11 protein-coding genes and 1 pseudogene are annotated in these 24,780 nt (G+C 38.0%); 7 read left to right on the top strand and 5 right to left on the bottom strand.

The annotated features are described in order from the left end of the window. Nucleotides 1–1,658: 1,658 nt before the first annotated feature. Together LGB01_00370 and LGB01_00365 are read right to left on the bottom strand one after the other, a co-directional pair. Entirely contained in the window at nucleotides 1,659–2,534 is an 876-nt protein-coding gene (locus tag LGB01_00370) for a patatin-like phospholipase family protein (protein ID MCB4752680.1), read from the bottom strand. Nucleotides 2,535–3,191: 657 nt separating this feature from the next. Beyond that, nucleotides 3,192–3,428, bottom strand: a complete 237-nt coding sequence (locus tag LGB01_00365; protein ID MCB4752679.1) for a hypothetical protein — start codon at nucleotides 3,426–3,428, stop codon at nucleotides 3,192–3,194. A 4,027-nt stretch (nucleotides 3,429–7,455) separates the two neighbouring features. Here LGB01_00365 and LGB01_00360 point away from each other — a divergent pair. Beyond that, nucleotides 7,456–7,596: pseudogene (locus LGB01_00360) on the top strand (cytochrome C oxidase subunit III). Nucleotides 7,597–7,729: 133 nt separating this feature from the next. On the opposite strand, the gene LGB01_00355 reads toward LGB01_00360, so the two are convergent. Further along, nucleotides 7,730–7,939 (bottom strand): hypothetical protein, encoded by a 210-nt coding sequence (locus LGB01_00355; protein MCB4752678.1) that lies wholly within the window; start codon nucleotides 7,937–7,939, stop codon nucleotides 7,730–7,732. Nucleotides 7,940–10,425: 2,486 nt separating this feature from the next. Then, entirely contained in the window at nucleotides 10,426–10,572 is a 147-nt protein-coding gene (locus tag LGB01_00350) for a hypothetical protein (protein MCB4752677.1), read from the bottom strand. Between the two features lie 3,564 nt (nucleotides 10,573–14,136). On the opposite strand from LGB01_00350, the gene LGB01_00345 reads away from it, so the two are divergent. The 6 genes from LGB01_00345 to LGB01_00320 all read left to right on the top strand — a co-directional run bounded on the left by LGB01_00345 (nucleotide 14,137) and on the right by LGB01_00320 (nucleotide 22,754). Further along, a complete protein-coding gene (locus tag LGB01_00345; GenBank protein MCB4752676.1) occupies nucleotides 14,137–15,318 on the top strand; it encodes an RICIN domain-containing protein in 1,182 nt (393 codons plus the stop codon). 160 nt (nucleotides 15,319–15,478) lie between these two features. After that, nucleotides 15,479–17,395, top strand: coding sequence for a PPC domain-containing protein (locus tag LGB01_00340; protein MCB4752675.1), 1,917 nt, complete (start codon nucleotides 15,479–15,481; stop codon nucleotides 17,393–17,395). Between the two features lie 26 nt (nucleotides 17,396–17,421). Beyond that, the gene (locus LGB01_00335; protein MCB4752674.1) at nucleotides 17,422–19,188 is read left to right on the top strand and encodes a PPC domain-containing protein; all 1,767 of its coding nucleotides are present in this window, start codon (nucleotides 17,422–17,424) and stop codon (nucleotides 19,186–19,188) included. A gap of 147 nt (nucleotides 19,189–19,335) precedes the next feature. Next, nucleotides 19,336–19,722 carry an RICIN domain-containing protein gene (locus LGB01_00330; protein ID MCB4752673.1) on the top strand — a complete coding sequence of 129 codons (387 nt, stop codon included), beginning with the start codon at nucleotides 19,336–19,338 and terminating at the stop codon, nucleotides 19,720–19,722. Nucleotides 19,723–20,431: 709 nt separating this feature from the next. Next, nucleotides 20,432–21,112 carry a PPC domain-containing protein gene (locus tag LGB01_00325; protein ID MCB4752672.1) on the top strand — a complete coding sequence of 227 codons (681 nt, stop codon included), beginning with the start codon at nucleotides 20,432–20,434 and terminating at the stop codon, nucleotides 21,110–21,112. Between the two features lie 247 nt (nucleotides 21,113–21,359). Beyond that, nucleotides 21,360–22,754, top strand: a complete 1,395-nt coding sequence (locus LGB01_00320) for a pre-peptidase C-terminal domain-containing protein (GenBank protein MCB4752671.1) — start codon at nucleotides 21,360–21,362, stop codon at nucleotides 22,752–22,754. Between the two features lie 1,072 nt (nucleotides 22,755–23,826). On the opposite strand, the gene LGB01_00315 is transcribed toward LGB01_00320, so the two are convergent. Further along, nucleotides 23,827–24,720, bottom strand: coding sequence for a hypothetical protein (locus LGB01_00315; protein MCB4752670.1), 894 nt, complete (start codon nucleotides 24,718–24,720; stop codon nucleotides 23,827–23,829). Nucleotides 24,721–24,780 lie beyond the last annotated feature (60 nt).

Below are 24,780 nucleotides of genomic sequence, written 5' to 3'. Positions count from 1 at the left end.
TAATATCAATGATTATCAGAACTTATAATATAAAGCTTATAACAAGGAATAGCGACTAAGTCCTGAAGAAAACTGCATGTCCACTTTGATAATATAACCCAGCTGTTACATTTTGCAGTGAGAATTCAAGTTACGATTTAATCCAATTGTTATCATCACCAACAAGAGTGAATGAACCCTCTGGCGCCAAAAGGCATCCATGTATTCAGCAATCCAGTTGTATTGCTAACACCTTCCTGAACGAGATTACAATTAAAAACCAATTCATTCCAGCTTAGTCTAATACTTCCTTGATGTTGTAATATTAGAATGAGTAACTGTCTACTCATTATTACCATGGGATCATCAGAACCACCTGTCTTGTAAGATATACATAAAATTTTTGGGTTGGTGCCATCATGACAACGCCATAAATAAGATTCGTTTTGCTCTCCATGAATATCTAAACATTTATGAGAAGCACAAAAACCGTTTTGTTTTCAAGATAAGAGAATATTTGCTCCCAAATTATTTTGACACTGAGCATATAATATTTTTTGACCCATTATTATATGATTGGGCAGTTAAACACTTATTGTTTGTTGCAGGGTCTCTTAGTGCCCTGTTTGGAAGTATAGGTTAATGACTGATTATCATTTTAGTAACATGTCGTCTTGCATAGTTCCAACCTTGTGGGATACATCCTCCACCAAATGGCATGTGTAGATACCAGATTCTGTATTAATAGGTCTCTTGCGATGCAGAATCATCTGTATTGGACTGTTTTTCTTCAGTTGTATATAAATTGTTAAGCCGACTCAACACCCAGACAACTCCATAAAATAAGGTCTGTTCTGTTTCCCATGAACATCTAAACACTTATTAGGAAAAGACAGTGCTGGACAAACTTGTGTGTATCAATATGATAAGAAAGTTTTGCCTGGTTATCGTCTTGGCACGGAGCAAATACTATTTTTGATCATTGTCATGTGATTGGAACTGTTAACATTGATTGCTTGAAGGGTTTTGAGAAGAGGTTTTGAGGCGATTGATTACTATACCCAAGTTCTGCTGGGTGTGTTTGAATTACAGGTTTGCTCTTTAGCATATGTTTCCAACTTTGTGATGCATCCCACCAAATGCACGTGTAGATATCCGTGGTTTGTGCTTGTATTGTTGGAAACCTTCTTGTTTGTCGATGTAAACTGAGATACAAGTGAATAAGGTACCTGTCTCCGTCAAGGCAAAAAAAGGTGCCTAACCCCTTATATAATATATTCCAGCTGTTACACCTCTTGAGATTCTAAAGTTATTACTTAAGCCACCATTATTACAATGTATCCACCCTCTGAAGCAAAAGAGACCTGTATGTATTTGTTGGACTGGTTGTGCCTATAGTTAGCGTTCCCGCACGAGGGATTGACTTAAAAAACCCACATCCCACCAGTTAATGCGCCCCGTGTTGTACTGTTGATTGATGAGTGCTGCCATCCCCAACGTCACCACAATATCGGTAAAGTAAAGACACATACTGTTGTTGCAACAACAACAGTCCTATAACCTTTTTCATCAAAATTCTCCTTAATTGATTGATTTTTCATTTTGTATTGATTGGTAAATACAATACACCCCTTAGATAAAACAGACTATTGTAACACAAACAAAACGGCAAATAACTTTTAAAGGTGTTTTTCTATCCAGCTTATTTGCTCTTTGTCTAACTTGGCCAATTTACGCAATGTCTCGAGTTTACTCACATCATCTAATTTGATTGCACTTTTTAGTAAAGGGTTTATTCTCATAAATCCTTCTTTATGATTATGGGTACTAAACAAAAATCTAACTTGATCTTCTACAAGTTTTGCATGTGTTTCAAAGAGAATATCAATCAGTGGTGTTGCTGTATGAAACCTAGGTGGTATCAAAGACAGGTGTGACTCAATGATCCAATCAATCGTTGAATCTGTTAGCGGTTTTAAGTCATATGGCAATGCATCAACCTTTCCAGTACCCATTGACAATAAGACTATGTCCGATATAGAGGCGGGTTTTTTACCTTTATCTTTTTTATTTTCAAGTTGTAATGCGTCAATAACTGCAACCAGTGATGGGTTGTTGGCAGCAATACCTCCATCAACCAAGTAATCTGAATGCTTGGGACCCCTATCAACCTTAAAGTATGTAGGTGCAGCAATTGAAGCCAAAAGGGCATTTGCAAGCAGTACACCTTTTTGTCCAGTATGTTGCTGTAAACGATCTGTCTTGTAAAGTCGCAATGACATCTTGGCAATATCAACAGATGTCACTATCAAATCGGTTTTGACATCTTCAAATGTGCTATCTCCAAAGTATTTTTTAGCCATTGCTTCAAGATTGGTTGATTTATATTTTGAAACAAAAAGCGAAAAAGGGAAAATATTGAAAGGGAAATTCCTTCTCATGTTTTTTCCAAAAATCATTGGTATCTCTTTTTTATACATCTCACAAACCTCAACCGCACTTACTCCTTGGGCTAACAACCCAGCAATAATTGCACCCGTGGATGTTCCAGCAATTAAATCAATAAAGATTTAATCTATAGTGCCATAAAACGCTTTCAAGAGGAGGGGCTAATCTATTTATCAATAATGCTATCAGCGTAGTGAAAAAGATGGTCATGTATGACTTGCTTTGTAAAGTATCTCACTGCTGACAACCTTTATACCTACCGATACCATGATCGCCCTAACCCTATTAAGCATTATATTACTTTTTAAGACACTAGTATGCATGGCTATATCACCGAAGAGAATGAACCTAATATCCCCAAATTTTGAGAGTGAGGAAACTTTTAGTCAAGGCGCAACATAAAATTTGGTATCTTCAAAATATGCCATCTCCCAGAGTTACCATTATCACCATCGCCAATAGCTATACCTTAATATAGAAAGATAAACTTTAGCCTACCTTCGCGAGTGGCACAGTGACATACAGAAAAGGAGCAGCGTGCTCTCTGCCTCTTTCATACTTCTACAACATATATATGCTACTGCCAAAGACTCAAAATAAAACCATAAGGAGTATACCATGGCTTACAACACACAACCGAAGAAGAAAATATATCATTTTACACAAAGGCACAAAACACTAAGTTTACTGAAAGTTCTGGGACCATAAAGAAGAAGGCATCTATTTATGTCGGCAATGTAACACACCGCCATTTTCCTCAAATGCTACCCTGACTCAGTACTGGCTTTACCAAGTTTTGATGATGCCATAGAGGGAGTAGTCAAAGAGGTTCCTGATGCAGATGGTCGACGAACGAGATCGTCTGTGTAAACTGTAGTGGACACCTTGGACACCGCATTAGAGGTGAAGGCATGACTTACAAGATGTACGACACTGTCAATCACCCTTTGTGACTTTATTTCAGAGGGACAAACATTACTACCAGTTGTTACACTTGCCATAATTGCTTCCGCCTCAGTACTGTGGCAATGAGACCGAAGGGGAATTGGTCAGACGGAACGTAGCAAAGGCCTCTCTCATGTGCTGCAAAGTTATCCGGAAAGAGGTTTTTTTTCAGAGAGGTACTATTGTCGAAGCAGCACGACTGGAACCTTCGGTAGGTAAGCCCTTCAGAGTGGTTCGGAATCCTTCCTCTCTGCCATGCCACAAGCATTTCACTTTTAATTATCACCAAAATCTTAATACAACAAACTATAAACAATTACTACCAGTTTCCTTATGAAAACCTATCTCGAATGTGATAATTATAATCAGTCCTTGCTTTACCTGCTCATCAACTTAGGCAAAATATATCTCATATTTTCATGATTTACTGCCGAGTCTTTATTTAAGAATATAAAGTACTTACAGCACCCTCTATTGAGGTGCTGTAGAAATATTCTTTATGCTATAAAGCCAAGTTACTGACTATCAAAACTGAGAAACAAGTGAAAATAGTTTCTGGAAATATAGCCTCTACTTTTATATAATATTCCAGCGTTACCTTGTAGAGATTTTCAAAGAATGACCATAATATTGATGCAATTTGTTCACTCTCGTACGTAAAAGGTATCCGTATGTACTAAGTTGATCTCGGCTGTAGTTTATAACCAATGTTCTTCCTCCACCAGGAATTTCAACTTTGAAGTAATCACTGTCTCGGCTACACAGGTGACCTCATGTTGTACTAGTTGGACTTACTGTTGATGCCATTGTTACCATGGTCACCGCTGGTATTGGTTCTAGAAACCCTGTGTCGGCCAGGTGTAAACTGAGAAACAAGTACAACATTGCCAATGAAGAATAAAAGTGTCTACTTTTACATAATATGTGCCACAAGTTACACTTTTAAGATTCTAGTTAGTGCCTGAGCCACCATCATTCACTGCAATTGAATACTCTGCACAAAGACGTCCATATACCTATTGATCCAGTCGTGTTACATAACCAGCGTTCCTCCTCCACTAGGACTGTAATTTTAAAACAATCATTGTCCCCACCTGTTTCCAATACTTCTGATGCTGTACTGTTTGTGTTGACAGGGTGTTGCTGATGTATAATATTACCATGGTCATCACTAGAGTCACTCAAAGCTGATCCAGAGTCCTGCGCTGGATCTTGCCTGGCTGCGTAACCGACAGCCAGATACCAGTCGATGGTGCAGAAGAATCGCTTTACTGGGCAACAGCCCCAGCCGATACACTTTTGTACCCCAAAGTTAAACCTGGAACCACCATCAACACCACCGCACTTGCTCACCAAGCCTGCACTATAAAGATATCCATGTATTTGCTGATCCAATGTAAGGTACAACCAGTGTTCCTCCTCCACTAGGATTGCAACTTTAAAGCACCTTCATCCCCATCTGCTCTAAATGTCTCCCAATGCTGTGCTATTTATCGATAAGGTTGATGTTATTGTTACCATGCACACAGCAGAGTTATCTGCATTGGACTGTATAAAATTACACTGAGGCCACCATGGTATAACGCTATAAAATAAGATCTGGTTCTCATTTCCTCCAAGAACATCTAAACACCTTATTAGAAGTAGGTATACAAACTGTCGGTTGCCCTAATATAAGAAAATAGTTGTGCTGGGTTGCGCGCTACACGGAGTATACCTTATTCTTGTCGCATGATATATGTAACCAGTTAAACATTTATTGGTCGAAGGTTTTTACGTGATTGTTACTATACCCACTTTGCTGTAATTGAAGCATTACAAGTTTGTTTTTTGCATAGTTCCAATACAGTGTGATGCATCTACTACCAAATGCACATGTAGATATTATAATTATGTATTATAAAATTTCTAAAATCTGTTTAAGGTAACTGAGACACTGTTGAATAAGAACCTGTCTCAAGAGGATTACAGTGCTTCAACTTCTCACATGATATAACAAAGGATAATACTCTTGGAAATTCTAAAGTTATTCCATGAACCATCTGAGGTTCACCATTTGCATCTAGAAGGTATCCATAGGTAACTACTGATCCATACAAAGGTCAATGTGCCTGCACTAGGATTGATTCTGCAGTCATTTCAAAGTCCTGAGTTACACCTCATCTTGTACACTGCTTAGCTTAGCAAGGTGCAAACGAGATAAGTGGCATACTGCTCTGCTATCTCAACAGAATTGCCCACTGATTGACAAAATATGTTCCAGCTGTTACTTTCATACTCTTATTGCTACTTGCTCGCTTGTATAAACTATTTGCATCATAAAGATACGTATTCGTATCTGCTGGATCCAATTGTGTAAAGAGTTAATGTGCCTGCATGAGGGATTGGATTTTGCAATAATCTCTGTCTCTACCTCAATCTTATAGACTTATCACGCACTCCAGGTTGTACTGTTTGGGCTGATGATTGTCACTGTACCATGTAATTATCACCATGGTTATCAGCTGCAATCACAAACAAGCGTATAAGAACCAACATATACCAAGAAAGTCTCTAACTTTTGCTAATATGTTCCAGCTGTTCTTTCTGATTTAAAATTACGCCAACCTGACCATGATACCTACTCAATGCAATTTGACCACTACTTGCATTGTAAAGGTATCCAACTGTATCTAGCAAAAGAAGGTACAAAAAACCAGTGTTCCTGCCTAGGTATTTGACCCAGCACTATATCTCCTTCGTATTAATACGACTTCGTGTTGTACTGTTTTGATTGATGGTGCTATGATGCCCTATCGTTTCATGGTCATCCGTAGCAAAAGACACATACTGTTGTTGCTAAAATAGTAATAATCCTATTATATTTTTCAATGAAAATCCTCCTTCGTTGATTTTTTATTTTTATTGTTAATCACCTACATACCTTAGATAGAACCCCATTATTTAGCATAGACAAAGGTCACACCTAAAAGTTAAATATGGCAAACCAAAAGAGTTGAAGATTGGTAATGGGAAATCTTTAGAGCAATTTTGGAGTGATTTAGATCTGAAGTTATTTTACTTGTACGGAGTTTTTCAAAATCATACTGACACTACCTGCATTGTCTCTGTGCTAGATACTCATCTTTTTATCAAACTCTTACAAATTTTGAGATGATCTACCTTCAGCCTAGAAACTTGTCTTCAATGTCTTTTTATTGTGATTTTATAAGCTTTGAGATATTATCTTCATTTAGAAACTTTGTCTTTAATCTTTATTGACTATGAGTTTTTGAGACACGTCTTTCAGTCAGGAAGTTTTTCGAAATACCTTGCCAGACTCTATAAATTTTGGAAATACTATCTTTAACTTAGATACTTCATTCGTGATACTTTTTATCAAGCCCTGCAATTTTTTGGAGGTATCACTACCTTCAGGTTAGATGCGCCTTCTCAATATCTTACTCCGTACTTTTAAAAGGCTTGACCACCCTCCTCAGAGTATCTAATTGGCTGCACATCAAATCTGACTTTTAGCTCACTCACAACTATCCAAAGTAAGATTCATTTTTGCTTTCTCAGACACTGCAGCAGGATATAAAAATCTTGGTATTACTGCTATAAACAAAAGTCAGGCTTGACTATCTTCTGACATTGAGTATTAATTATTTTTACCCCACTCTTAAATGATGGGTGAGCAGTTAAACATTGATTGGTCAAAGGGCTTCTAGTGTATCAAGTTTGTCATTGTCAATAACTGATTTTATTTGAGCCATTATTACAAGTTTGTTCTTGTGCACACCTTCAACATTTACCACCAAATGCATGTGTAGATATTTGAAAGAACTGAATATGCTTGCAGATACCATTGCTACAAGAAATGATAATCCTATGCTCTTTTCACAAAATTCCTTTAATTGATTCTATTTATATTGTCATTACAATACACTTTATCCAACAAAAGGCTATTTAACATATAAAGAGTCAATAATCTTATGACTATACAATCGCCACAAGAGGCCTTAGGTTTTCTTGAAGGAAGAGGTTTTTTCTGTGACCACAAGATACAACAGTACCGTGTTCTCCACGAGGATAACATGCTAGGGTGAACTTGCTGAAGAAAATTGGGATGGTATTGGTGAATACAAGAATGAACTGCCTGCAGGTTGGGCTTACTCATTTCTTGGCACACTGATTTGGGCACTTTGGTATTGGCAGTGGGGGTATCCTGTCAATGCCTATAGTCACGGTGTTTCACGGACGTAGCATGTTCCAGCCTTACCCTTTGTCATTTTAAAGTTAGTGTCCAAGCCACTGTTATCAGATGCACGGACCACCACCGCAGTAATATCTTTGGTATCTGTTAGCCTCAAGTTGTCTAACCACCAAGTGCTCCTCCGACAACACTAAAGTGGTTCGCATCTCTATTCTTCAATGCGCCCGTGCAAGCTACCGTTTGGGCTGATGGTACTGCGTTTCTACTGCTGCCACGGTCGCCGGGCAGTAAACTGTGACAAGCATATAGTTGCCAACTGGGATGAAGATTACAGCCACTGACGTAGTATGTTCCAGCTCCTACCCTTGTCATTTTAAGTTAGTGTCTGCCACTATTATCAGATTTATCGATCATCACCTGCAAAAGGTATCTCTGGTATCTGTTAAGCCCGTTGTCTTAACCACCAGTGTTCTCTCCACGAGGGGGATAATTTTAGTAGTCTGCATCTCTAGCTCTAATGCGCCCGTGTTATACTTTCGTTTGGGCTGATGGAGCTGCTGTGCTCACTGCTGCTACGGTCGTTGGGTATAAATTCAGACAAGCATATAGTTGCCAACTGATGAAGACCACGGTGCTCACTCTGACGTAGTACGTTCCAGCCTCTTAATACCCTTGGTCACAGTTAGTGTCCAAGTACTGTTATCATCAGATGCAATTTCCGATCACCACCAGCAAGGTCCTTGCATCTGTTGCCTGCCACCAGTGCTCTCCACGATAACAATTTTAAAGTGTGTCTGCATCCCAGCTCCCTTCAATGCCTGTGTGTTATACCGTTTTAATAGATGTTACTGTGTTTCTACTGCTGCCATGGTCGTTGCGTAAACCAGACAAAGCATGTTAGTTGCCAACTGATGAAGTACACGGTGTTTCACTCTGACGTAGTATGTTCCAGCCCCACCCTTTTGGTCATTTTAAAGCAGTGTCCAAGTTTCACGCCATTACCAGATGCACGATCCACCACCTGCAGTGCAAGGCATCTGGTATCTGCCTTTATTGTTCAACTACCAGTGTTCCTCCACGAGGGATACAATTTAAAGTAGTCTGCATCTCTAGCTCCTTTCAATGCGCCCGTGTGTTGGCACTGTCAGCTGATGGGAGGTTACGTGTTTCTACTGCCGCTGGCGTCGTTGGGAAAACCCATACAGCAGTTGCCAACCGATGAAGTATTACGGCATTTCACCTGACGCAGTATGTTCCGCCTTTACCCTTTGTCATTTTAAAGAACGCCACTGTTATCATCAGATAATTCTGACCACCACCTGCAGTAAAGGTATCCAGTATCTGTTAAGCCCGTTGTCTTAACCCACCAGTGGCTCCATTCCACGACAGGATACCTTAAAGCAGTCTGGCATCTCTGGCCCTTTCAATGCGCCCCGTGTGTTATACTGTTTGGGGCTGATGGGTGCTGCTGTGTTTCACTGCCGCCATGGTCGTTGGGCAAACTGCGATACAAGCACAAGGCTGCCAACCGACGAAGTATTACGGCGTTTCACTCACGGCGTTCCAGGCCTTACCCTTTGTCACTTTAAAGTTAGTGTCCAAAGCCACTGCTATCATCAGATGCAATTTGACCACCGACCGCAGCATCCCGGCATCTGCTGGTCTGCCGTCTCAACCAATCAGCGCTCCACCCAGGACAACACCAAAGCAGTCCAGACTGGTCCTCTCAACGCCCGCAGATACCGCCTGGGCTACGCGCCGCTGCGTTTCACCGGCCGCCGCGGTCATCCCAGGTAATCAGATAAGTATAGTTGCTAACTGATGAAAAGATGGTGTTTCACTTCGACGTAGTATAAAATCCACTCTTACCCTTTGTCATTTTTAAATAGTGTCCAAGCCACTGTTATCAGATGCAATTTGGACCACCACTTGCAGTGTAAAGGTATCCTTTGGTATCTGTTAAGCTCCTGTCTTAACCACCAGTGTTCCTCCCTCCACGAGGGATAACACTTAAAGTAGTTCGCATCTCAGTCCTTTCAATGCGCCTGTGTGTTATAATTGTTTGGGTTGATGGTGTTGTGTTTCTACTGTTGCCATGAAGATCGTTGGTAGCATATATAGTGTATGCTTGTGTTGCCATAAAAATAGTAATAATCCTATAACCTTTTATAAAAATCTTCCTTAATCGAGGTTACTTTTATTGACGAGCAAATACCATATATCTTTAGATAAACAGACTGTAATAAACAAAATGGTAAACACTATGTGATGTATGCTGCGCGAAAGCATCTTGAGGTTTTCTGAAGAGAAGAGAAGAGGCTTGTTGCTCCTTCTTCTGTTAAGTCTTTTTCTGGGAATACAGTGATCAATTATCTTCCTATATGTTGTGCCCTGTTGCTGCCTGTCCCATATTACTGGAGCCCTGGGTGATGTAAAGAATTGTCTATACTCTTGTGTTTGACCTGCGGTAGAACGAGATATCAGTGAATAAGGACCAGTTGTCGCAGAGCATGGAGTTTCACTTACATAACACGTTCCAGCGTCACCTTTGAAATTCCCAGTGTTACTACCAGAACCACCATTATCATCTAATGCAATTTGATCTCAGTTTGTATTTAAAAGGTATCCAACTGGTGTCTGTCGGTCCAGGTTGAAGGAACAATCAATGTTCCTACCACCCACCCTAGCACTGTTATCCCCACACACATCGTCCCAGTGTTGTACTCACGGTTGATGGCTGTTGCTGCATACATCAACTGCCATGATCAGATCTGGTTACTTATTCAACCAACACGCACCACCCCTGAAGAGATTCGTGTCTTACCTCACATAATATACCCAGCTACTACACTTTATGATTAAAAATTATGACCTGAACCACCATTGTTATCTGCTGTAATTTGACTACCATCTGCATTGTAAAGGTATCCAACTGTATCTGTTTGTCCAAGTGTTCGATTCATCATCATGCCTGTGCCGAGGCACATAACTTTAAACCAACTCATCTCCAGCTGTCTTCAATGTTCCTGATATTCTACCGTTCAGCCTTGTGGTTGTTGCTGCATTCATACTATTGCCATGATCACTGTGAACGTTGTAGTGTAAAGTTTACAACAAGCTAACACCCCTGTTCCCCAGTAGTTGTGTTGTACTCTTTACATAATATGTTCCAGCTGCCATCGCCTTCAATGTTAAAGCAGAATATGAACCAGCATCTCATCCAATGCACACATTTCAACACTTCTGCATTTCTTAAAAAAAAATATCCCAATGTATCTGCTGACCCAGTTGTATTAAATAGTCAATTTTCTCGCACTAGGATTACGATTTTATAGTACTCATATCTCCAGGTAATTTAATATTTCCTGATGTTGTACTATTGACTTACAGGTATTGCTGCAGTATTCTACTTCATACTAATGATTATCAGAACTTGTAATATAAAGTTTACAACAAGCGAATAGCGACTGTCCCGAAGAAAACTGTGATGTCTCTCTCACTTTGACATAATATGTATTCCAGCTGTTACATTTTGTGAGCACCAAAGTTACGATTTAATCCATCATTATCATCACCAACAGGATGAACTCCCAGGCACCAGCATCTCATGTATCTGTTAATCCAGTTGTATTTACAATAATCTTCCCCGAACGGTGGATATACTTTAAACCAATCTTCATCTCCAGCTAGTTCAATATTTCCTGATGTTGTACTCATGTGTTTTACAACTAAGTTGCTCCTACCCTATCATTACCATGATCATCAGAACCACTTGTTCTAGGCGATGAAAATTTTTGTTGTGCCACCATGACAACGCCATGTAACAAGATCTGTTTTGTTTCCTCCATGAATATCTAAAACATGGCGAGAAGCACATAAAACTTACGAGTTTCAGATATGAATACTGGTCACTATTTTGACATTAAAGATTTTGACTATTATTAGATTGGGCAAAGTTAAACACTTATTGCTTGCAGGTCTCTATGCCCTGTTTGAAGTATAGGTTAACGACTGATTACTAGTACCACAGTTCGTCTTTTGCATAGTTCTCCAACCTTGTGATACATCCTCCACCGCATGTAGATACTTGTGATTCTGTATTAATAGGTTCTGCGATGCAGAACTAATCTGTATTGACCAGCTGTGTACCTCAGGCTGTACATAAAATTACTGGTTAACACCCACCATGACAACTCCATAAAATAAGGTCTGTTCTGTTTCTCCATGAATATCTAAACACTTATTAGAAAAGACAGTATGGATAAACTTGTGTAGTATCGTTATGATAAGAAAGTTTTGCTCTTAGTTACTTTCTTCAAGACGAGCAAATACTATTTTGACCATTGTCATGTGATTGAAACTGTTAAACATTGATTGCTTGAAGTGGTTCAGGCGAGTTTTGAGTGATTATTCATACTCCAAGTTCTATGTGTGTTGAATCATTACAGGTTTGTTTTAGCATAGCTCAACTTTGTGATGCACTTCACCAAATGCACGTGTAGATATCCGTGGTTTTGCGTTGTATTGCTGGAACCTCTGTCAGATGTAAACTGAGACAAGCTTAATAAGTACTGTTCGTCATATAAAAGGTGTCTAACCTTATATAATATATTCCAGCTGTTACACTTCTCTGAGATTCTAAAGTTATTACTTAAGTTACCATCTTATTGATCCCAAAAGGAAAATACTGCTTAGAGTACTCCTTGAAAAAACCATTGACCTTCTCTATCCCATACTTTTTAACCAAAAAAGTCTGAAACATAAAACTACATCCTTAATTGTGTTAATGCGCCCTGGTGTTGTACTGTTTGATTGGAGAGTGCCAATATCCTAACGTCACTATGGTCATCGGTAGCAAGACACATACTCGTTGCTGGGTAAGAAACAGCAACAATCCTATAACCTTTTCATCAAAATTCTCCCACTGATTGATTTTTCATTTGTATTGATTAGTAACCACAATACACCCCTTAGATAAAATGACTATTGTAACACAAACAAAACGGCAAATGTGTTTTGATTCAGCTATTTGCCTTTCGGTTCAACTTATCAATTTACGCAATGTCTCGAGTCACATCATCCAGAAGAAGACTGTTAAAAAGATAGAAAATGTAACAACGAGTGCCACTGATAGACCACTATTTGATATAAAAATTAAAAAAGCCTATCTAAAAAAGTAGCAGACAGCAATGTTGTACGCTCTACTTTGATAAATTGAAGGATAGTGGTGGATTTAAATGCATTACGTCAAGAGCGTAAAAAGTGGTTAAAATGGAAGAATATCTATAAGTCACATGGCAATGCATCAACCTTTCCAGTACCCATTGACAATAAGACTATAAACTGATATAGAGGCGGGAGCCATCTTTATCTTTTATTTTCAAGTTGTAATGCGTCAATAACTGCAGTGATGGGTTGTTGGCAGCAATACTTCCATCAACCAAGTAGTCCGAATGCTTTGGACCTTCTATCAACCTTAAAGTATGTGGTGCAGCACTGAAGCCAAAAGGGCATTTGTGTTAAACACCTGTCCAGTATGTTGTTAAACGATCTGTCTTGTAAAGTCGTATCATCTTGGCACATCAACAGATGTCACTATCAAATCAGTTTGACATCTTCAAATGTGCCATCTCCAAAGTATTTACATTGCTTCAAGATTGGTTGATTTATATTTGAACAAAAAGCGAAAAGGAAAATATTGAAAGGGAATCTTTCCTCATATTTTTTCCAAAATCATTGTATTCCTTATACATCTCACAAAGACAACTGCATCTACCCTTGCTCAACCCAGCAATAATTGCACCCGTGGATTGCACTCAGCAATTAAATCAAACCTTGACCATCGTTATCAGCTACCATTTTTTCATTGAGTATTTTTTCCATTTTAACTGCAATATATTACACTTCAAATACCTCTAACTCCCACCACTGTTCATCGTTAATATCTAAATTCTTACCTATTGCTGGCCTCCTTGTAGTTTTATGATCTTGTTCTCTCACAGGTAGAGTCGGTTTTCCATGCTCTTGGATTAGTGAGCCTTGAGGCTATTTTTCTAAGATTCTTTTCATAGATACATTCATTGTAAATCTAAACTACTTTTCTAACTCCATTAATTGAACTAATCCTCTTTTTGTTAAGCATTTCAACTCATTTTATTTTAGTCCAAAATGACAAGGTTTTGCCATGTTTACATGGTTTTATCATTGAGTTAAAGATTTAGGATAGGCATAGTTATCCGACAAAAAATACTTTGCCTGCAATTCATAGTCCTTGAGATTATTCGTATCCGGAGGAGGCTCAACAGTAAATAAACATAAAATTATAAAAATTGATTTTTTAGATAGAATAGTGTCACAAGAGGAAGAGATTATCAGCTACTGTTTCATTATGTTCGATTTTATATCGTGCATAAAAGGCATGATAGGCTTATTGCTTTTTTCAAGGATTCACGCAAGAGAAGTAAATTCACTTTGGGATGCAATAAATAGATCTCCTGTTTTGTTTTTGGTAAAAGAGAGATATTGATAACAGTACTAATCATAAAATTAATTAAGTAAGGGGGATTTTGATGAAAAAGGTTATAGGATTGTTGCTGTTTTTTATAGTAACACAAACATATGCTTCTCCAGTATCTACACGTGCATTTGGTGGGGGATGCATCACCAACGTTGGGGACTATGCTAAAAAACGAACGTGTAATGCTTCAAGTGCAAATCAGTTATTGATCTATACTTCAAACAGGTCACTAAGAGACCCTTCAACCAATAAGTGTTTAACTGCCCAATCATATAGTAATGGATCAAAAATAACATATACTCGGTGTCAACCAAATAGTGCAGAACAAATATTCTCTTATCTTGATAAAACAAAACGGTTTTTACATATTGCTTCTCATAAATGTTTAGATGTTCATGGGGGAAACAGAACAGATCTTATTTTATGGCGTTGTCATGGTGGCATCAATCAAAAATTTTATATACCATCGCCTAGAACAGGTGGTTCTGATGATCATGGTAATGATAGAAGTAGAGCAACAATTGTAAAACCAAATAGTACAACATCTCCAGTATCTACACGTGCATTTGGTGGGGGATGCATCACCAACGTTGGGGACTATGCTAAAAAACGAACGTGTAATGCTTCAAGTGCAAATCAGTTATTGATCTATACTTCAAACAGGTCACTAAGAGACCCTTCAACCAATAAGTGTTTAACTGCCCAATCATATAGTAATGGATCAAAAATAACATATACTCGGTGTCAACCAAATAGTGCAGAACAAATATTCTCTTATCTTGATAAAACAAAACGGTTTTTACATATTGCTTCTCATAAATGTTTAGATGTTCATGGGGGAAACAGAACAGATCTTATTTTATGGCGTTGTCATGGTGGCATCAATCAAAAATTTTATATACCATCGCCTAGAACAGGTGGTTCTGATGATCATGGTAATGATAGAAGTAGAGCAACAATTGTAAAACCAAATAGTACAACATCAGGAAGTATTGAACTAGCTGGAGATGAAGATTGGTTTAAAATTGTAATCCCTCGTTCGGGAAGATTAATTGTAAATACAACTGGATTAACAGATACATACGGATGCCTTTTTGGCGCACAGGGTTCATTCACTCTTGTTGGTGATGATAATAGTGGATTAAATCGTAACTTTAAATTCTCACAAAATGTAACAGCTGGAACATATTATGTCAAAGTGAGACATCACAGTTTTTCTTCGGGACCTCCCTGAAGGCTATGTATCAGTTACTTGTAGTGGTCCCATATGCACCTAGTTGAGCAATGGGCAAAGAGGGGCGTAATTTATAAGTCGAAACAGTACAACATCAGGAAATATTAAATTACCTGGAGATAGCAATTACTATAAAATCGTAATCCCTAGTGCAGGAAAATTGACTATTTATACAACTGGGTCAACAGATACATTGGGATATTTTTTAAATGCAAGTGGTGGCCGTATTGCATTGGATGATGATGCTGGTTCATATTCTAACTTTAACATTGAAGAGCGTGTAACAGCTGGAACATATTATGTAAAAGTACAACACAATTCTTCTGGGGGAACAGGTCGTTATACACTTGTTGTAAACTTTACACTACAACGTTCTGATGATCATGGCAATAGTATGAATGCAGCAACAACCACAAGGCTGAACGGTAGAATATCAGGAAGCATTGAAGTCGCTGGAGATGAGGATTGGTTTAAAGTTGTAATGCCTCGTACAGGCATATTGATGATCCAGACACTTGGACAAACAGATACAGTTGGATACCTTTACAATGCAGATGGTAGTCAAATTGCAGCAGATAACAATGGTGGTTCAGGTCATAATTTTTTAATCATAAGAAGTGTAGCGGCTGGAACATATTATGTGAGAGTAAAACACCCTTCTTCTTCGGGAATTGGTACGTATTGGTTAGATATAAGCCTTGAATCTGATCATAGTAATCGTATAGATACAGCAACATCCATAGACCTAAACAGCACAACATTAGGACATATTAATAAAGTTGGGGACGTAGATTGGTTTAAAATCGTAATCCCTCGTACCGGAACACTGGTTGTAGAGACAACTGACACCACAGATACAAAAGGATATCTTTACAATGCAAGTGGTGTCCAGCTTGCATCCAATGATAATATAAGTAGTTCGAACCATAACTTTAAAATCTCAAAGTTCATCACAGTGGCTGGAACATACTATGTAAAAGTGAGACACAGTGGTACTACGGGAACAGGTATTTATGCACTTGTATCTCATTTTATACCCAATGATTATGGATATAATGTCAATACAGCAACACCCATAGCTCTCAAAAGTACAACACGGGGGCGTATTGAAGCAGCTGGAAGTGGAGATTATTTTAAAATCATAATCCCTAGTGGAAAAAGAGGAACATTAATTATCAATACAACTGGCTCAACAGATACATATGGATCCCTTTTAGGCGGAAGCGGTGCCCAGCTTGCATTGGATGACAACAGTGGTTCAGGTCATAACTTTAGAATCTCAATAAGTGTCACAGCTGGGACATACTATGCGAAAGTGAGACATCATAGTCCTACAGGAATTGGTTCTTATGCGCTTGTGTCTCATTTTGTGCCTGATGATCATACCAGTAGTAGAATTGCAGCAACATCTATCAATCCAAACAGTACAACACAAGGGCGCATTGAAGTAGCCGGGGATGTAGATTTCTTTAAAATCCGAATCCCCAGTAGTGGAACACTGGTTGTAAAGACAACCGGCTTAACAGATACATACGGAACTCTTTTGAATGCAAATGGTCATCAGATTGCATCTGATGATAATGGTTCAACCTATAGTAACTTTAGAATCTTAAAAAGTGTCTCAACTGGAACATACTATGTGAAAGTAAAACACAGTAGTGCTTCATCAATTGGTTATTATACGCTTATTTCTCAGTTTATATCTGATGATTATGGCAATACCAGAAGTACAGCAAAACCCATCAATCCAAACAGTACAACGCAGGGGCGCATTGAAGTAGATGGGGATGTAGATTTCTTTAAAATCCAAATCCACAGTAGAGGAACACTGGTTGTAAAGACAACCGGCTTAACAGATACATACGGAACTCTTTTGAATGCAAATGGTCATCAGATTGCATCTGATGATAATGGTTCAGCCTATAGTAACTTTAAAATCTCAAAAAGTGTCACAGCTGGAACATACTATGTGAAAGTAAAACACAGTAGTGCTTTACTGGCTGGCAGTTATGTACTTGTGTCTCATTTTGTATCTGATGATGATCATGGTGACAGCAGAAGACAGCAACATCCATAGACCTAAACAGCACAACATTAGGACATATTAATAAAGTTGGGGACGTAGATTGGTTTAAAATCGTAATCCCTCGTACCGGAACACTGGTTGTAGAGACAACTGACACCACAGATACAAAAGGATATCTTTACAATGCAAGTGGTGTCCAGCTTGCATCCAATGATAATATAAGTAGTTCGAACCATAACTTTAAAATCTCAAAGTTCATCACAGTGGCTGGAACATACTATGTAAAAGTGAGACACAGTGGTACTACGGGAACAGGTATTTATGCACTTGTATCTCATTTTATACCCAATGATTATGGATATAATGTCAATACAGCAACACCCATAGCTCTCAAAAGTACAACACGGGGGCGTATTGAAGCAGCTGGAAGTGGAGATTATTTTAAAATCATAATCCCTAGTGGAAAAAGAGGAACATTAATTATCAATACAACTGGCTCAACAGATACATATGGATCCCTTTTAGGCGGAAGCGGTGCCCAGCTTGCATTGGATGACAACAGTGGTTCAGGTCATAACTTTAGAATCTCAATAAGTGTCACAGCTGGGACATACTATGCGAAAGTGAGACATCATAGTCCTACAGGAATTGGTTCTTATGCGCTTGTGTCTCATTTTGTGCCTGATGATCATACCAGTAGTAGAATTGCAGCAACATCTATCAATCCAAACAGTACAACACAAGGGCGCATTGAAGTAGCCGGGGATGTAGATTTCTTTAAAATCCGAATCCCCAGTAGTGGAACACTGGTTGTAAAGACAACCGGCTTAACAGATACATACGGAACTCTTTTGAATGCAAATGGTCATCAGATTGCATCTGATGATAATGGTTCAACCTATAGTAACTTTAGAATCTTAAAAAGTGTCTCAACTGGAACATACTATGTGAAAGTAAAACACAGTAGTGCTTCATCAATTGGTTATTATACGCTTATTTCTCAGTTTATATCTGATGATTATGGCAATACCAGAAGTACAGCAAAACCCATCAATCCAAACAGTACAACGCAGGGGCGCATTGAAGTAGATGGGGATGTAGATTTCTTTAAAATCCAAATCCACAGTAGAGGAACACTGGTTGTAAAGACAACCGGCTTAACAGATACATACGGAACTCTTTTGAATGCAAATGGTCATCAGATTGCATCTGATGATAATGGTTCAGCCTATAGTAACTTTAAAATCTCAAAAAGTGTCACAGCTGGAACATACTATGTGAAAGTAAAACACAGTAGTGCTTTACTGGCTGGCAGTTATGTACTTGTGTCTCATTTTGTATCTGATGATGATCATGGTGACAGCAGAAGTCTGGCAACATCCATAGACCTAAACAGTACAACACGGGGGCGCATTGACTTTGCTGGGGATGAAGATTACTTTGAAATCCGAGTCCCTGACGGAGGAGGAAAATTAATTATATATACATCTGGAACAACAGATACACAAGGATACCTTTCTAGCGTAAGTGGCAGAGAAATTGTATCTGATGACAATAGTGGTTCAGGCAATAACTTTAAAATCTCAAAGCTCATAACGATGCCTGGAGCATATTATGTGAAAGTAAAACACCGTAACCCTTCATCAACCGGTGATTATCTGCTTGTGTCTCGTTTTGTGCCTGATGATCATGACGACAGTAGAGGTGGAGCAACACCCATCGAGCCAAATAGCATAACACAGGGGCGCATTGAAGTAGCTAATGATAAAGATTACTTTAAAATCCAAATCCCCAGTGGAGGAACATTGGTTCTTTTCACCAGTGGAAGTGGTGTTTTTTCATAACACCATTGACTTCCTTGGTACTTCCACTGAACATATTTATTTTGTAAGATTATTGCCGTTTTGCTTGTGGTACAATGGTATGTTTATCTAAGGGTGTATTGTAATAACAGTACTAATCATAAAATTAATTAAGTAAGGGGGATTTTGATGAAAAAGGTTATAGGATTGTTGCTGTTTTTTATAGTAACACAAACATATGCTTCTCCAGTATCTACACGTGCATTTGGTGGGGGATGCATCACCAACGTTGGGGACTATGCTAAAAAACGAACGTGTAATGCTTCAAGTGCAAATCAGTTATTGATCTATACTTCAAACAGGTCACTAAGAGACCCTTCAACCAATAAGTGTTTAACTGCCCAATCATATAGTAATGGATCAAAAATAACATATACTCGGTGTCAACCAAATAGTGCAGAACAAATATTCTCTTATCTTGATAAAACAAAACGGTTTTTACATATTGCTGTTAAAAGCTTTTCTTTAAGTTTTTTCACATCTGACATTTTATCTGTAAAAGCAATTCAATCTTAGAATCCATCTTCGACACTTTTTCTTCAAACATTTGCGAAAAGACTTTCAGATGCTCCACATGAACATCTCCTTAACTAAAGATGCACACATATGTGGCAATCACGAGAGATCTCTGTATGTAAACTGGTTCCCGAATACCTGACGGCAGTTCACCTCTTTTCTTTTTCATCTAAACTGATGCATTTTCAAAGTACTAAGTCACTTGAAAGAAGCGAGATATGCCTTTTTGCTTATAAGACCTTTTTCTTTCAATTAATTCTGATATTCAAAATTATACTCTTCTAAGGCAGTCTCCTTTCAATTTTCAGCTTTTCATGTTTTTTCGCTCTTCAACACTTTTTAATTCATCTGGAACTTTTTCTTTCTCAGCAAGTTTGGTTCTCTTTCTGTTTATTATTTTTTAGTTTAATTTTATATTCATCTAGTTCTGGTAATAAGCCCATCTTCTTCTTTCATATGGAGAAACTTCACCTTCTGAATTTTATTTTATCCACCAGCTCGTATTTTTAGCTTCTTGTGTGTTTAATCCCTTTTCTACAGATAGTAATCCCCATAATATTTTTTAATACCATCTTCATATCTTTATCTTCCGGTCTAGTTAACTTATCATCATTGCTTCCTCATCAAAAAGAAATACTTCTTTAATTCTTTTGCTTAAAATTTTATTCATATCGTTTTAGGACTATCTATAGATGATCATGGCAATAGTATGAATGCAGCAACAACCACAAGGCTGAACGGTAGAATATCAGGAAGCATTGAAGTCGCTGGAGATGAGGATTGGTTTAAAGTTGTAATGCCTCGTACAGGCATATTGATGATCCAGACACTTGGACAAACAGATACAGTTGGATACCTTTACAATGCAGATGGTAGTCAAATTGCAGCAGATAACAATGGTGGTTCAGGTCATAATTTTTTAATCATAAGAAGTGTAGCGGCTGGAACATATTATGTGAGAGTAAAACACCCTTCTTCTTCGGGAATTGGTACGTATTGGTTAGATATAAGCCTTGAATCTGATCATGGCGGTTACGTGTATACAGCAACAGCCATCAACCCAAATAGTACAACACCAGGACGTCTTCAAATAGCCAGGGATAACGATTACTTTAGAATTGGAATCCCTAGTACAGGAACATTGGTTGTTCATACAACTGGACCAACAGATACAGTTGGATACCTTTTAAATGCAAACTGGGATCAAATTGCATTAGATGATAATGGTGGTTCAGGCCGTAACTTTAGAATTTCAAAAAGGGTGACAGCTGGAACGTATTATGTAAAAGTGAAACTCCATTCTTCTGCGGCAACTGGTCCTTATTCACTGATATCTCGTTTTACACCTACCCAAGCAGGTCAAACACAAGGTATATCTTTTTCAAGATAGTTTCTCTCCATTTTTATAGGTTCCGGATCAAGAGATTATCTTTTTCTGGGTTTGGTATGACTAAGAAGTCATAAATATATGCAAATTTTTTAATTAGTTTCTTTACTTGTCTAAGCACTCGTCTCTCTTCGTTGAATAATAAACTCTTGGATTAGGAACTGCTTGCCAAGATGAATGCACTCAACACTTGGAATATCCACACCCTCATCTAAACACTTAATAGCAACAAGCCCATCTATATAATCATTTGAAAGTATCTACACGTGCATTTGGTGGGGGATGCATCACCAACGTTGGGGACTATGCTAAAAAACGAACGTGTAATGCTTCAAGTGCAAATCAGTTATTGATCTATACTTCAAACAGGTCACTAAGAGACCCTTCAACCAATAAGTGTTTAACTGCCCAATCATATAGTAATGGATCAAAAATAACATATACTCGGTGTCAACCAAATAGTGCAGAACAAATATTCTCTTATCTTGATAAAACAAAACGGTTTTTACATATTGCTTCTCATAAATGTTTAGATGTTCATGGGGGAAACAGAACAGATCTTATTTTATGGCGTTGTCATGGTGGCATCAATCAAAAATTTTATATACCATCGCCTAGAACAGGTGGTTCTGATGATCATGGTAACAATACAGCAACACCCATAGCTCTCAAAAGTACAACACGGGGGCGTATTGAAGCAGCTGGAAGTGGAGATTATTTTAAAATCATAATCCCTAGTGGAAAAAGAGGAACATTAATTATCAATACAACTGGCTCAACAGATACATATGGATCCCTTTTAGGCGGAAGCGGTGCCCAGCTTGCATTGGATGACAACAGTGGTTCAGGTCATAACTTTAGAATCTCAATAAGTGTCACAGCTGGGACATACTATGCGAAAGTGAGACATCATAGTCCTACAGGAATTGGTTCTTATGCGCTTGTGTCTCATTTTGTGCCTGATGATCATACCAGTAGTAGAATTGCAGCAACATCTATCAATCCAAACAGTACAACACAAGGGCGCATTGAAGTAGCCGGGGATGTAGATTTCTTTAAAATCCGAATCCCCAGTAGTGGAACACTGGTTGTAAAGACAACCGGCTTAACAGATACATACGGAACTCTTTTGAATGCAAATGGTCATCAGATTGCATCTGATGATAATGGTTCAACCTATAGTAACTTTAGAATCTTAAAAAGTGTCTCAACTGGAACATACTATGTGAAAGTAAAACACAGTAGTGCTTCATCAATTGGTTATTATACGCTTATTTCTCAGTTTATATCTGATGATTATGGCAATACCAGAAGTACAGCAAAACCCATCAATCCAAACAGTACAACGCAGGGGCGCATTGAAGTAGATGGGGATGTAGATTTCTTTAAAATCCAAATCCACAGTAGAGGAACACTGGTTGTAAAGACAACCGGCTTAACAGATACATACGGAACTCTTTTGAATGCAAATGGTCATCAGATTGCATCTGATGATAATGGTTCAGCCTATAGTAACTTTAAAATCTCAAAAAGTGTCACAGCTGGAACATACTATGTGAAAGTAAAACACAGTAGTGCTTTACTGGCTGGCAGTTATGTACTTGTGTCTCATTTTGAAGCCTCCTATTTCGTTAGGATAACTTAGTAACTCCTGTTCCCACATTTTCTTTAAATTCATTTTTCAATAATGGTATTGATCCCAGTTTTCACATACTTCTTGCTTGCTAAGACCTTTTGTTCAATTGCATTACTGTCTGCTTCTGTCAGTTCTACAGAGGTTATCAGTTTGATCCTCCTGCTTTTCTATAAATTTCTTGTAATGTATTTCCCAAATGCCTCCAGAGAAGAACTTAAATATCCAACTGCACTAATACTGACCTGATCTCCTCCAAAAGCTTACACAAAACTCTTTACCACATCATTGGTTCCAGTTCTATACCTAGTAAAACTCTGATCTTTTTTTAACATTAAGTGGCTGCTGCCTTGACTTATAATATTATTTTTTAACTCTGTCAACATCTGACATCCTTGTATGTTGTTCTGCGGCTAACTAACTTAATAAGTCGCATTACCTCCGACGTTTCTTCTTCCCATGAGTCCAGTTTACGCCTAATATCAAGTTTTTAGCTAATTCTTTTGGTCATTTCCACATCTTTCAAAATATACTTTAACAAAATAGGAAATATTCCATATAATTACGATAATAAAAGCAATAATTCCATTGAAGAAGATTTTTTATATTGAAATATCTAAATGATGTGTGTACTTAGAATACACTAATGAGATATCCAATATCTCTTTTACCAAAGCAAAGCAGGAGATTCATTATTGCATCAAGAACAATTTAACTTCTGCGTAGATCATGAAAAAAAAGCAATATTTCCTCAATAACCTTTTGTCACGATATAAAATCGAACACAATAAACTTGTACTGATAATCTCTTCCTCTTGTGACACTATTCATCTAAAAAATCAATTTTATAATCTTTATGTTTATTTATTTTGTTGAGCTTCCTCCGATACTAATAACTTTCAGGACGAGATTGCAGGCAAAATTATTTTTTGTCGGATATATGCCTATCCTGTCTTTAACTCAATGATAAAACCATGTAAAACATGGCAAAACCTTGGCTTATTTTGGACTAAAATAAATAGGTTGAAATTGCTAACTTTAAAGAGGGATTAGTTCAATTACTGGGTTAGAAAGTGGTTTAGATTTACAATGAGAATAGTATACTATGAAAGACCTTAGAGAAAATAGCCCAAGGCTCACTAAATCCATGAAACATGAAAACCACCTGTACACAACAGAGAGCAAGATCGTAAAAGCTACAAAAAGGTTGTCCAGCAGTGAGATACTTTACAAAGGCAAAGTCATACATGACCATCTTTTTTCCACTACGCTTGATAGCATTATTGATAAAGTAGATTAGCCCCTCCTCTTGAAAGCGTTTTATGGCACTATAGACAAAATCTTTAGAGATACGAAAATGCTCTTTGGTGAAACTGTAGATCTGGTGGATGGTCATAGGTTGGGCATTGTAGCGTGCAAGAATAAGAATGAGTGACTGTTCATTAGGAGAGAACTGCTGCTGAAAAAATTGCTTCATTACAAGGGTGGTATTGGTTTTGTGTTGTGCCATGTTGGGCAATGTACCGGCTTTAAGAAAGTGGTTAAGTGCAATGGTTGTTGACCTACCATGCTCGAAAGCAAGAAACTCTTCATAGTCAAGTGGGAAGAGTTGCACAGGTGTAAAACGCTCCTGTTGTACTGGTATACGACTAAGTAGTATGAGACGATTAATAGTTGGAAAAGTTTCAAGCATTCCCTCTTCATAATGGTCAAGAATGAGTACTTTAATATGATACTCCTTTATGAATGCCTGTAGTGGCAGAGTATCAAAAGTATTGAGGATAAGATTTGGATCCTCTAAGTCGATGTAGAGAGCTTTTTCTTCATATGCATAAAGGTAGTCAAGTATGAGTGCAGTCTTGCCACAGCCCCTAGCACCATAAAGGTTCACATCTCCCATATTTGGGATAAGTGTTTTTCTTATTATGTAGCTACTATTTTGCGGTAAATGTTCATGATAGTACTCGAGTAAATCCACCTTAAATACTCCAAAGTTTCCTTTTAATAAGGAAATAAATTTATATATTGTATCACAAAT

This window comes from Sulfurovum sp., from assembly GCA_020525365.1.
In the GTDB taxonomy this organism is placed as follows: Bacteria; Campylobacterota; Campylobacteria; order Campylobacterales; family Sulfurovaceae; genus Sulfurovum.
Note: the sequence above shows the minus strand (reverse complement) of the source record. Positions and strands in the feature narration are given on the sequence as shown.